Here is a 12,347-nt window from a genome sequence, read left to right as displayed (position 1 = left end):
GAGCCCTTGAAGTGCAGAAACTCGAAGCCGACCTGGCATATCGCCGGGGACCGGCTCGATCGGCGCGGGCTTCGAAGAACAGTCGGGCGGCGGTGTCCTGCACGGGTGACCTGCCTGCCGACAACGGTGCCGATTCCTTACCGCCTTGCAACCGGTCTGTATGCGGTGACCGATCAGCCGGGACGGGCTGATCGCGGCGGTGAAAGGTGAGGGATCCATGTCGGCTGTACGTATCTTGGACGGGCGAAGTGCCCTGCCAGTCGCGCATCGGGGGTGGACGCTCGCCCTCGCCGGGCTCGGCGCGTTCCTGTGCTCGCTGGATGTCGTCGTCGTGGCGACGGCCATGCCGACCTTGAGGGAGGAGCTCGGGGCGAGCCTGGCCGACCTGGAATGGACGATCAACGGCTACAACCTCGCGTTCGCTTGCCTCATGCTGACGGGTTCCGCGCTGGGTGACAGATTCGGCCGCCGGAAGGTGTACATCAGCGGCCTCGGTGTGTTCATCGCCGGGTCGGCCGCATGTGCCCTGTCAACGGAGGTCGGCGGGCTCATTGCCGCTCGCGTCGTGGAAGGTGTGGGCGCGGCCGTCGTCCTGCCGCTCACCCTGACGCTGATCAGCGACGCCTTTCCGGCCGAGAGGCGTGGCACGGCGATCGGGCTCTGGGGCGGGATCTCGGGACTGGGGGTCGCGGGCGGCCCGGTCCTCGGTGGCGCGATCACCGAGGGGATCGCCTGGCAGTGGATCTTCTGGATCAACGTCCCGATCGGCCTGCTGATGATCCCGCTGTCCGCGTGGCGGCTGCGGGAGAGTCGCGGCCCCAGGCCGCAACTCGACCTCGTCGGCGTCGCCCTCGCCGCGGTCGCGATGTTCGCGCTCACGTGGGCGCCGGTCCGGGCCCCCTCCGCGGGGTGGGGAAGTCCCGAGGTGGTCGCGGCTTTCGCGACGGGCGGCCTACTTCTGCTCGGGTTCCTGGCGTGGGAGCGGCGAGTGGCCCACCCGATGCTGCCGGTGGAGTACTTCCGCCGGCCCGGGTTCGCGGTCGCCAATGCGGTGATCTTCTTCCAGTTCCTGTCGCTGCTGGGCGCACTCTTCATGATCACCCAGCTCTTCCAGACCGGGCTCGGAAACTCCCCGTTCGAAGCCGGGGTGCGGCTGTTGGTATGGACCGGCATGCCGATGATCGTGGCGCCACTGTCCGGTGCGCTGGCGGACCGCGTCGGGACGAGGCCGTTCATGCTGGGCGGGCTGCTGCTCCAGGCCGCCGGGCTCGGATGGCTCGCGGTCGTCGCGACACCGGACGTGGGTTACACGTCGCTCATCCTGCCGCTGGTCGTCGCGGGCGCAGGCATCGGCATGATCTTCGCGACGTCCGCGAGCGCCGTGACCGCCGCCGTACCGGTCGATGACACCGGCGTGGCGGCCGGAACCAACACGGCCTTGCGTGAGCTGGGCGGTGTCTTCGGAGTGGCGATCTTGTCGGCCGTCTTCGCGCACAACGGCGGCTACGCCTCGACGGCGGCGTTCTTCGACGGGTTCGCCGCGGCACTGTGGGTCGCCACTGCCGCACCCCTGGTCGGCGTCGTCGCCGTCCTCGCGATCGAGCGAGCCGCATCGAACCCCTGAGAACACGAACGAGCAGCGATGCCTTTCGCCGCGTCCGATGGTCTGTCTCTGTATGACGTCGTACGCCCAAGGGACCGAGAAGCCGACCATGCCGGACCGTGCGGAGTTCGCCGACGCCACCGCCGGGTACCGGCGTGAACTGCTGGCGTACTGCTACCGCATCCTCGGTTCCATCGACGAAGCCGAGGACGTCGTCCAGGAGATATACCTGCGTGCGTGGCGGTCGTACGCGACCTTCGAGCGTCGATCCTCAGTGCGCACCTGGCTGTACCGGATCGCGACGAACGCCTGCCTGACGGCTTCCGCGCAGAACGCCCGCAGACCGCTGCCGTCTGGAATGGCCGGTCCAAGCAGTGACACGAACGTGCCGAGCACCCCTGACGGAACCGACATCAGTTGGTTGCAGCCGTTCCCGACCGCATCGACCCACGCCGGACCTTCTGATCCGGCGTGGGTCGTCGAGTCACGCGGGAATCTGCGGCTCGCGTTCATCGCGGCACTGCAACTGCTGCCACCCAGGCAACGTGCCGTCCTCATCCTGCGCGACGTCCTCGCCTGGCGGGCCGCCGAGGTGGCCGACCTGCTCGGCATATCGCCGGTCGCGGTCAAGAGCATCCTGCAGCGTGCCCGGGCCCAACTGGCCAGGACAGCTCCCGACGAGGCTGAGATCACCGAACCGGCGGAGCCGCGACTGCGCAGACTGCTCGAAGCCTATGTGTCGGCGTTGGAGAACGCCGACATCACCACACTCGTGCAGTTGCTACGGGCGGACGCCCGTTTCGAGATGCCGCCGTTCTCGACGTGGTTCGAGGGACGTGACGCCGTCGCACGCTTCATCGGTTCCCGGGTGCTCGACCAGCCGGGCACGTTGCGGCTCATGCCCACGCAGGCCAACGGACAGCCGGCCGTCGCGGCCTACCGTCGTGGCATCGATGGTGTACACCGGGCACACGCCATCCATGTGCTCACGATCGACAACACATCGATAACCCGGATCGTCGCCTTCCTCGACGCTGACCTGTTCTCCCGCTTCGACCTACCCCGCGAGCATCCTTGATCAGCGTTGGCGGCGAACTCCCGTTGCCCTTGCCGGAGCACCGATCATGATCTCGGCGAGGCGCTGGTCGCGGGGGGAGGTAGTGGTACTCACCCGCCAAGGCGGCCACGGCCGGTCCAGGCCGCAGGATCACCCGTGGGTGCCGAGCGCGGTGAAACCTCCGACTATTGCTCCGAAGGCAACGTGGGCGAGGACGGTGACCAGTGGCGTGGTGGGGCCGTAATTGAGCATCAGGAAGCCCGGGGGTTCCAGCTGGGCGGCCTTGGGAGCGCTGGTCATCGGGCTGCCCATCCGCGGGTGGACCAACGGCAGCAGGACGTTCACCAGCGCGGTGCCGGCGAATATCCCGTGCATGAGACCGAAGAGTGCTCCGAGCCACCAGCCGGCGTGGCCGATGGCGAGAAAGACGGCGTAGTAGACGAACGCGAACAGCTGCCCGTTGACGAAGTGCATGAGGTAGCCGATCGCCTTGGCGCGGGCCCGGTCGCCGGTCACGGCGGTGCCGAGCAGGAACGGCAGGTCCATCCGGGTGAGCTTGAACTCGCTGGCGGTGCGCAGGACGGTGGTCAGGACCAGTGTGCCGACGAACGCGCCCGCGGCGGTTCCTCCGGCGCTCACCTGCCCGCCTTCCCCGCGACCGAGTCGATGGTGCACGCGGCACTGATCAACGCCAGGTGGGTCAGCCCCTGGGGCAGGTTTCCCAGGAAGATGCCGGTGTCCGGATCGATCTCCTCGCCGTAGAGGCCGACGTCGTTGGCCAGCCTGATCAGGTCGTCCATCAGCGCGACGGCCTGGGTGAGGCGCCCGGTGCGGGCGAGGCACTCGGCCAGCCAGAAGGAACAGGCCAGGAACGCGCCTTCGGTGCCGCTCAACCCGTCCTCGCCGGAGTACCTGTCGACGAACGGACCGTGCCGCAGTTCCCGTGCCACCGCGTCGACCGTGGCGCGCATGCGGGGATCGCCGGGACGCGAGTAACCGTGGAGAAGGCCGGAGAGCACGGCGGCGTCCAGTTCCGAACTGCCGGCGGAGCGCGTGTAGCAGCGGCGACGGGGGGAGAAGCAGCGTGTCTCGACGAAGTCGCGCACCTGGGCGCGGGCGAGTCGCCAGCGGTCCGAGCCGCGGTCGGGGATCAGGCCGCGCTCGCAGAGGTCGATGGCACGGTCGAGCGCGACCCAGCACATGATCTTCGACTGCGTGAAGTGCAGGGGAGCGCTGCGCACCTCCCAGATCCCCGAGTCCGGCGACCGCCAGGCGGCGCAGACGAAGTCGGCCAGCTCGGCCAGGCGCCGGGCGATGTCCGCGTCCAGCCGTCCGGCGGCGCCGGCGTGCAGCCAGCCGGTCTGCATCAGCTCACCGTAGGTGTCCAGTTGGTCTTGGGTACCTGCTGCGTTGCCGATCCGCACCGGTCTGGACCCGCGGTATCCGTCCAGGGGGAGTATCCGTTCTGGTGTGTCGGGGCCCCCGTCCAGCCGGTAGAGCACCCGCAGTCGCGGATGCGTGAGCTGGGTGGCGTGCATGAGCCACCAGAAGTAGGCATGCGCCTCGGCGGAGCATCCGAGCCGCAGTAGTGCGTCGAGGGTGAACGCCGAGTCGCGGACCCAGGAGAAGCGGTAATCCCAGTTGCGTTCGCCTCCGACCTGTTCCGGCAGTGACGATGTCACCGCGGCGGCGATCGCTCCCGAGGGCGCGAAGATCAGGAGCTTGAGCGCCAGTGCGCTGCGCAGCACGGCGTCGCGCCACATGCCTTCGTACGAACGTTCCCGCGACCAACCCTGCCAGGCCGCGATGGTGTGCTCCATACGGGCATCGCAGTCGGAACGGGTCGGCAGGACGAGCGGTTCCTGGTGCGCGAACGGCATCGCCAGCAGGGCTCGCCGCCCCTCTCTCAATTCGAGACGGCCATTGATCTCCTGGTCGGCGCACTGCGGCTCACCCGCGTCCCAGGCGCAGACGGCGAGGGCGTCCCCGCCTGCCTCCGCCACCGGTACACCGGCGCGCCTTGTGATGCGCGGACGGTGAGCCCCGTAACCGAATCGCGGCTGCACGCTCCAGCGCACGGGCACGGTCCCAGCCACTCCATCGAGACGCCGTTGCAGCTCCCGCATCGGCCCCAGCGTCCCGTCGCCCTCCAAGGTCAGCGCATCAGTGACCCGCAGACTGCCGCGGGCGGTGGTGAACGTGGTCTCCAGCACGTTCGTGCCCGGCAGGTACCGGCGCGAGACCGTGAACGGCTCCGCCGGCTCCAGCAGAAAGCGCCCGCCCCGGACGGGGTCCAGGATGGCGGCGAACACCGAGGGGGAGTCCAGGTCCGGCATTCCCAGCCAGTCCACCGACCCGTCGGCGGCGACCAGCGCGGCGCTCCGCCCGTCCCCGATCACGGCGTAGTCGCGCAGCCGGGCGTAGCCGTCGCTCCGGAAGGCTGTCATGCGCCCAGGCCGTGAGAGGCGTCACCCCGAGGGCCGCCGGCTTCCATGGAACCATGGTCTCACCTGGTCAGGGACCGTTGCTTCCGTCTCCTTCCCATATGACGTCAAGGCTTCCCCGGCCGCCGTCCACCAGAAGGTGCCGGCGCCCCTGATGGTGACGGAGGCGATCTTCGGGGTGATCCCAGGGGAACACGGAAGAGGTGGCCTCTTGATGCAGGTCGAGTGAGCAGAGTGCCGTTTCTTTCTCGCGCCGCTTCCACTCTGTCGGTCATGCAGCAGGTCAACAACCCAGCGCTTCCGCTGCACGCTGTCCTGCATTACCTCACCACTCCAGAGCTTTCTGAGCTTGCTGAGTTACTGTTCGTGGCAGCGGTCCGGTGGAACGCCGGTCAAGTGCCGGCTGGACGTTCCGCGTGCAGCGCCGATTCGATTCGTTCACCGGCGAGTTGTAGCGGGCGGAGACCGGCGTCGACGAGTCCGGCCGGTGTGAACCGGCTCGTGTGGCTCGACACGTTGATCGCCGCGACGATGGCGCCCGATGCGTCGCGGATCGGAACGGCGAGCGAGAGCAGGCCCACCTCGAGTTCCTGATCGTTGATGGCCCATCCCTGACGGCGTATCTGCGCGAGCTCTCGCCGCAGGAGTGACCGGTCCGTCATGGTGAGAGCGGTAAAAGCCTTGAAGGACGTCGAGGTCAGATAGCGGTCGAGCCAGTCCTCCGGCCGGTCCGATAGCAGGACCCTGCCCAGCGCCGTCGGGTACGCCGGCAGCCTGCTCCCGACGGACAAGGTGAGTGACATGAGCCGCCCGACCGGCACTCGTGCAACGAATACGATCTCGTCGCCGTCGAGCACCGCCATCGAGACCGATTCGTTGAGGAGCCGGCTCACCTCGGCGAAGTGGGGCTGCGCGATCTCCGGGAGGGCGAGGCTCGCGAGGTAGGCGTTTCCGATCTCGAGCACCCTGGGGTGCAACGCGTAGGCACCGCGCTCGCTGCGCACGTATCCACGCAGGACCAGCGAGTGCAGGAGCCGCCGCGCGCCCGACCTGTCGAGACCGGTGGCCCGCGCGACCTCGCTGAGCGTCACCGGCGACCGGTCGATGTCGAACGACGAGAGGACTGCAAGACCTCGCTCGAGGGAGGTCAGCACGTTGTTGTGGTCCACCGTCATCCTCGCGTTCGTGTCTCACGCGCCGTGATCTTGATTGTCTCTGGTGCTTTCGCCGCAATCCGGGCGCTCCGGCTGATGTCACGTCACCGCGGGATGCGACGGCGGTGCGACGACGGCCGGGAGCGGAACGTGGACGGTGAGGTCGCGTTCCAGCTCGTCGGCGGCCGCGAGCAGGTGCGGCAGGATTCTGGTGGTCAGGGTCGGCGCGTCGACCCTGCTGACGTTCGTAGCGACGGAGATCGCGGCGACGACCGTACCATTGCGGCTTCGCACGGGTACGGCGACCTCGCAGACGCCCAGCTCGAGTTCCTGGTCCATCAATGCCCAGCCCTGCCGGCGCACCTCGTCGACGCATCGTACGAGCTCGTCGACGTCGGTGACCGTCCGATCGTTGAAGCCCGTTCGTCGCAGCCCCTGCAGGTAGGGGCGCAGCTGCTCCTTCTCGACACCGGACAGCAGGACCCGCCCCAGCGCCGAGGCGAAGGCGGGCATCCGGCCACCCGGGGCGAGGGAGATCGACAGGGCTTGACGGACGGCGGCCCTGGCGACGCACACGGCGGCGTCTCCGTCCAGCACGCCCAGCGAGCACGATTGACCGCTCGATTCCGCGACCTGCTCGAGGTACGGCTGGGCGAGCTCGGAGAAGTCCCGCGCGGCGAGTGCCGCATAGCCCAGGTCGAGCACCTTCGCGGTGAGGCGGTAGCGCGTGCCGACGGCCTCGAGGTACCCGAGGGCTTGGAGGGTGCGCACCACCCGTCGCACCGAGGTTCGGTCGAGGCCGGTCTCGGCCGCGATCTCGCTGGTGCTCTGCTCGTACCTCGTGCGCGAGAAGCTCGTCAGGACGTCCAAGCCACGGTCGAACGTGCGCACGGCGGGGCCGAGCCGTTCCTCATTCGAATCGATCGAGCTCACGACACCTCCAGGTCGAAATCGTCCAAGGACGGCTGACGTACGCACGGTCCAGTCAGGACACAGCCTTGACAGCCAGTTCATCGAAGTCGTACGTTCACCCGGGTCACTCAAAGAACGATTGTTCGCATACTGCCCACTGTAGCAGTCGGACGCCGACCCCGATCCGCTGCCCGCCGCAGCCGGTACCCGCGCCGGCGTGCCCGCCCCACCTGCGCACAGTGCCGCCGGGCTGGACAAGGAGAGAACGATGTCCCCACCGTCACCGATTCGCTTCTACCGCCGGGAGCGGCGGACCCGCCCGGCCGCGCTCCTCCGCGGGTTCGTCGCCGTCGCCGCCGCGGCGTCCCTGGCCGGATGCGGGGCCTCGGCCGGCCCGAGCACGGACGAGAACGGCACGACGACCATCAAGGTCGGTGTCCTCCCGTCCGCGATGGTCGCCCCGCTGTACCTCGGCATCGCCAAGGGGGTCTTCGAGAAGGCCGGTCTGAAGATCGAGCCGCAACAGGCGGAGGGCGGGGCCGCGCTGCTGCCGGCGCTGCTGAACAACCAGACGCAGGTCGCCTACTCGAACGTGGTCTCCCTGATGCTGGCGCAGCAGCAGGGGCTGCCCGTGCAGGTCGTGGCGAACGGGGCGCTGCAGGTGGCTCCCGGCAGCGGGCCGCAGACCGGCCGCACCGGCGAGGCGGTCGTGGTCGCACCCGGCAGCTCCATCAAGTCCGCCAAGGACCTGAAGGGCAAGACGGTCGCGGTGAACACCCTGAAGAACGTCGAGGAGGTGCTGACCAAGTACTCCATCGACCAGGCCGGCGGCGATTCCTCCGCCGTGCGGCTGATCGAGATGCCGACCTCGCAGATGCTGCCGGCCCTGGAGCAGGGCCGGATCGACGCGGCCAACGTCATCGAGCCCTACACGACCGCGGCCATCGACGCCGGGGCGAAGACCCTGCTGCGCCCGTTCACCGACATGCCCGATCCCGCGGCGAACATCCCGGTCTACTTCGCGTCCGCCCGGTTCATGAAGCAGAACCCCGAACTGATGCAGCGGTTCACGACGGCGATGAACGAGGCGCTCGAGTACGCCCAGGCGCACCCTGAGGAGGCGCGGGCCGTGGTCCGCACCTACACGAAGATCGAACCGGATCTGGTCGAGCGGATGGTCCTGCCGCACTGGACGCCGAAGCTGAACGTCACGTCGATCAAGATGATGGGCGATCTCTCCGTGCGGTACGGCCTGCTCACCGGTCCACCGGACCTCGACAGGCTGCTCGGAAAGACCCCCCGCCTGTGAGCACCGGGGGGTGGGCTCGCGCGGGCCTGCGATGGGCGTGGCCACTCGCGTCGGCGGTGCTCGCGCTGGCGGTGCTGCACCTGGCCGTCGTGACCGGCGCCTTGCCGTCTCGCTACTTCCCGGACGTTCCCGAGCTGCTGGGCGCGTTCGGAACGGCCCTCGGAACCGGGGTGTTCTGGACGGCGGTCCTCAACACCGCAAGGTCCACGGCAGTGGGGTTCGCGCTCGCGGCGTTGATCGCGGTGCCGACGGGAGTCCTCGTGGGGAGGAGCGACGTGCTGTTCCACGCGACGAGGTTCATCATCGAGTTCCTCCGGCCGATCCCGGTCGTGGCGATCATTCCGCTGGTCGTGCTTCTCTACGGCACGGGATTCGAGGCGACGCTCTTCCTGGTCGCGTTCGCGGCGGTCTTCCCGATCCTCCTGCAGACCGTGTACGGCGTCCGGGACACCGACCCGGTCGCACTCGACACCGCGCGCTCGTTCCGGCTCGGCCGGCTCCGGGAGTTCCTCGTGGTCGTGCTGCCGAGCGCCCTGCCGTTCGTGGTCACCGGCTTGCGGATCTCCGCCTCGCTGGCGCTGCTGGTCGCCCTGTCGACGGAGATCGTCATCGGTGCGCCCGGACTGGGGCAGCAGATCGTGCTCGCGCAGAGCGGGAACGCCACCGCGCAGATGTACGCGCTGATCCTCGCGGCCGGCCTGCTCGGCGTCCTCTTCAACGGGCTGCTCGCCAGGGCGGCCGGGATGGCGGCGCCATGGGCGGCGCAACGGCGGGGGGACGAGTCATGAGCCGCCGGCGCGGGCTGCTGATCGGGCTGGAGGTCGGCGTGCCGCTCGCGGCCGTCGCGGCATGGTGGACGCTTTCGAGCGGCAGCACGTCCCTCTACTTCCCGCCGCTGCAGCAGATCATGGAGCGGTTCTGGGTCAACTGGGCCCAGGAGCGGCCGGCCACCGACGTCGCGCCCAGCCTCGGCCGGCTCGGCGCCGGGTACGCCGTCGCCGTCGTCGCCGGCGTGGCGCTCGGCGTCGTGCTCGGCCTGTCCCCGTGGGCGCGGAAGCTGGCCGACCCGCTCGTCGGCTTCCTCCGATCGATCCCCTCCGCGGCGCTGCTGCCGTTCGCCATCCTGGTGTTCGGCGTGGGCGGCGAGATGAAGGTGTTCATCATCGCGTTCGTCTCGCTGTGGCCGATCCTGCTCAACACGGTCGATGGCGTCGACGACGCCGACCCGGTGATGCTGCAGTCGACCCGGGTCTACGGGATCCGCGGCGCACGGCGGCTGTTCCACGTGGTGCTCCCGGCCGCAGGCCCGCGGATCGCCGCCGGCATGCGGACCAGCCTGTCTCTGGCGATCATCGTGATGATCATCAGCGAGATGGTGGCCAGCACCAGCGGGATCGGCCACTTCACCCTCCAGGCGCAGCGCAGCTTCCAGATCACCGACATGTGGTCCGGGATCGTCCTGCTCGGCGTGCTCGGATACCTGCTGAACCTCGCGTTCCTGCTGTTCGAGCGGTGGCTGCTGCGCTGGTACCAGGCGAGCCGCGGGAAGCGGACGTGACGACACCCCCAGGAGAACCGATGTCAATGACTCTGTCCGTCGCCCATCTGCGGCGATCCTATGGCCGCGACGGCGCCGACGTCGCGATCGCCGACGTCGACTTCACCGTGCGGCGCGGGGAGTTCCTCTGCGTGGTCGGGCCGTCGGGGTGCGGCAAGACGACACTGCTCAAATGCCTGTCGGGGCTGCTCCCGCCGTCCTCGGGCGAGGTGCGGCTGGGCGAGAAGGTGATCGAGGAGCCGCCCGACGAGATGGCGATGGTCTTCCAGGACTACAGCCGGTCCCTGTACCCGTGGCTCACGGTCGAGCAGAACGTCGTGCTGCCGCTGAAGGCGCGCCGGGTGCCCCGAGCCGAGCGCGACGACCGGATGCGGGAGGCATTGGCCGCCGTCGGGCTCCTGCAGGCGCGCACCAAGCGCCCTTACCAGCTCTCCGGTGGCATGCAGCAGCGCGTCGCGATCGCGCGGGCGCTGGCCTACCGCCCCGAGATCCTGCTCATGGACGAGCCGTTCGCGTCGATCGACGCCCAGACCCGTGCGGAGCTGGAGGACCTGACGCTCCGCACGTGGGACCTGTTCGGCATCACGGTCCTGTTCGTCACCCACGACATCGACGAGGCCGTCTACCTGTCCGACCGCGTCGTGATCCTTTCGCCGCCACCCGCGACCGTGGCCGAGATCGTCGACATCGATCTCCCCCGGCCGCGCGACCAGATCAGCACGAAGGAACTCCCGGAGTTCGCGGCGTTGCGCGCGCACGTCTTCCGCGCGGTGCGCAACCGCCCGGCCGGAACCGACGACCCGGAGCCGCCCGAGCCCGCACGGCGCGCAGCGGCGCGTCCCGGGAACGTCCGGACCTGAGCAGAGGACGGAGCATCAACAGTGACCGAGAACGCTCTCGCGGCGCGTACCGCGAAAGCCGACGTCGTCGTGGCCGGCGGCGGGCCCGCGGGCGTGTGCGCCGCGATCGCGGCGGCCCGTGCCGGGGCGCGCACCACCCTGCTGGAGCGCGCCGCGTTCCTCGGAGGCACCGCGACCGGCGCGATGATGGCCAGTCTGATGGGCTTCTACTGGCGCGACACCCTCGTGACCGGTGGGATCGGCTACGAGATCACCCGCCGCCTGGTCGACGCGGGCGGCGCGACGGACTTCCTGGACTACACCATGGGCGAGGCGGCGGGAAACCCGTTCGTGCAGCGGACGTTCCCGTTCGACCCGGAGGTGCTGAAGTTCGTCCTGGACGACATGGTCTCCGAGGCGGGTGTGGACGTGTGGATGCACACCCAGGCGGTCGACCCGATCTTGACCGACGGCCGCGCGGCCGGGGTGATCGCGCAGGGTGTGATGGACCGCACCGCCATCTCCGCGCCCGTCACCGTCGACACCGGTGGGAACGGCATGCTGGCCCGCGGGGCGGGCGCCGAGTTCCAGAACGCCTCGGACGACCGCCACGACCTCCAGCCCATGACGCTGATGGCGCGGCTGAGCAAGGTCGACGTCGCCCGGTTCCGGGCGGTGCCGCGTGCGGAGAAGCAGCGGCTGTCCAAGCACGGGATGGCGACGGGCGAGCTGGCGCAGCGCATCCTGTCGCTGGTCAGCTCCCCCAGCGGGGACGACGCGTTCATCCTGATGACGCGGGTGAGCGGCTGGGACGGCGCCGACGAGCGCGATCTCACCCGCGCCGAGATGGAGGGCCGCCGCCAGCTGCGCGGGGTGCTCGGGTTCCTGCGCCGCGAGGTCCCAGGGTTCGAGCGGTGCGAGCTCACCGCGACGGCCGCGTGGATCGGGGTGCGGGAGACCTGGCGGATCGCCGGCGACCACGTGCTCGAGGTCGAGGACGTGATGGCGGGCCGGCAGTTCCCGGACGCGATCGCCCAGGGCGGCGGCCCGCTCGACCTCCACCACCCCCGAGGCGGGGGGATCACGCTGGCCGAACCGCCCACGCCGTTCTCGACCCCCTACCGGTGCCTGCTCCCCCGCGGCGTCGAGAACATGCTCGTCGCGGGCCGCTGCGCCTCGGCGACCGGCGAGGCCATGGGCGCGCTGCGGCACATGGGCTCGGCGATGGCTCTCGGCCAGGCCGCCGGGACCGCGGCGGCACTCGCCGCCGCGCAGGGCATCCCACCGCGACAGGTCGACGCGGAGGAACTGCGAGGGGTGCTGCGCGCACAGGGCGCCATCATCGACAACCCGGTCACCACCGGGCGGTCGGCGGCCGCGCAGCCGGTCGCGCCGTGAGGACGTGACGGCCCCCGTCCACAAGTGATCAGCGAGCCGGTCCGCGACGTCCCGCACGTCGGGGGCGACCGGC

At 69.7% G+C, this 12,347-nt stretch carries 11 protein-coding genes; 7 read left to right on the top strand and 4 right to left on the bottom strand.

From position 1 onward, the window contains the following. Window positions 1-217 precede the first annotated feature (217 nt). Window positions 218-1,624, top strand: coding sequence for an MFS transporter (locus ABGB11_RS21825; protein WP_347635617.1), 1,407 nt, complete (start codon window positions 218-220; stop codon window positions 1,622-1,624). 37 nt (window positions 1,625-1,661) lie between these two features. After that, window positions 1,662-2,681, top strand: a complete 1,020-nt coding sequence (locus ABGB11_RS21820; RefSeq protein WP_347635615.1) for a sigma-70 family RNA polymerase sigma factor — start codon at window positions 1,662-1,664, stop codon at window positions 2,679-2,681. A gap of 129 nt (window positions 2,682-2,810) precedes the next feature. Here ABGB11_RS21820 and ABGB11_RS21815 read toward each other — a convergent pair whose 3' ends face one another. The 4 genes from ABGB11_RS21815 to ABGB11_RS21800 form a co-directional block, all read right to left on the bottom strand. After that, window positions 2,811-3,299, bottom strand: coding sequence for a hypothetical protein (locus ABGB11_RS21815; RefSeq protein ID WP_347635613.1), 489 nt, complete (start codon window positions 3,297-3,299; stop codon window positions 2,811-2,813). Next, window positions 3,296-5,107, bottom strand: a complete 1,812-nt coding sequence (locus ABGB11_RS21810) for a glycoside hydrolase family 15 protein (RefSeq protein ID WP_347635611.1) — start codon at window positions 5,105-5,107, stop codon at window positions 3,296-3,298. The genes ABGB11_RS21815 and ABGB11_RS21810 overlap by 4 nt, the downstream gene beginning before the upstream one ends. A gap of 389 nt (window positions 5,108-5,496) precedes the next feature. Then, window positions 5,497-6,279 (bottom strand): IclR family transcriptional regulator C-terminal domain-containing protein, encoded by a 783-nt coding sequence (locus ABGB11_RS21805; RefSeq protein WP_347635609.1) that lies wholly within the window; start codon window positions 6,277-6,279, stop codon window positions 5,497-5,499. A gap of 78 nt (window positions 6,280-6,357) precedes the next feature. Beyond that, window positions 6,358-7,191: an IclR family transcriptional regulator C-terminal domain-containing protein gene (locus tag ABGB11_RS21800; protein ID WP_347635607.1), complete on the bottom strand. Its 834-nt coding sequence runs from the start codon at window positions 7,189-7,191 to the stop codon at window positions 6,358-6,360. Between the two features lie 247 nt (window positions 7,192-7,438). Here ABGB11_RS21800 and ABGB11_RS21795 point away from each other — a divergent pair, with 247 nt between their 5' ends. From ABGB11_RS21795 to ABGB11_RS21775, 5 genes are read left to right on the top strand one after another with little or no spacing between them, the layout of a single operon-like run. Next, window positions 7,439-8,479 (top strand): ABC transporter substrate-binding protein, encoded by a 1,041-nt coding sequence (locus ABGB11_RS21795; RefSeq protein WP_347635605.1) that lies wholly within the window; start codon window positions 7,439-7,441, stop codon window positions 8,477-8,479. Further along, the gene (locus ABGB11_RS21790) at window positions 8,476-9,267 is read left to right on the top strand and encodes an ABC transporter permease (protein ID WP_347635603.1); all 792 of its coding nucleotides are present in this window, start codon (window positions 8,476-8,478) and stop codon (window positions 9,265-9,267) included. Before ABGB11_RS21795 ends, ABGB11_RS21790 begins: the two co-directional genes overlap by 4 nt. Further along, window positions 9,264-10,037: an ABC transporter permease gene (locus ABGB11_RS21785; RefSeq protein WP_347635601.1), complete on the top strand. Its 774-nt coding sequence runs from the start codon at window positions 9,264-9,266 to the stop codon at window positions 10,035-10,037. The genes ABGB11_RS21790 and ABGB11_RS21785 overlap by 4 nt, the downstream gene beginning before the upstream one ends. A 20-nt stretch (window positions 10,038-10,057) precedes the next feature. Next, a complete protein-coding gene (locus ABGB11_RS21780; RefSeq protein ID WP_347635599.1) occupies window positions 10,058-10,897 on the top strand; it encodes an ABC transporter ATP-binding protein in 840 nt (279 codons plus the stop codon). Between the two features lie 21 nt (window positions 10,898-10,918). After that, complete coding sequence (locus ABGB11_RS21775) at window positions 10,919-12,274, top strand: FAD-dependent oxidoreductase (protein ID WP_347635597.1); 1,356 nt, start codon at window positions 10,919-10,921, stop codon at window positions 12,272-12,274. Window positions 12,275-12,347 lie beyond the last annotated feature (73 nt).

The organism is Actinomadura sp. B10D3 (genome assembly GCF_039871695.1).
GTDB classification, from domain to species: Bacteria; Actinomycetota; Actinomycetes; order Streptosporangiales; family Streptosporangiaceae; genus Spirillospora; species Spirillospora madurae.
Note: the sequence above shows the minus strand (reverse complement) of the source record. Positions and strands in the feature narration are given on the sequence as shown.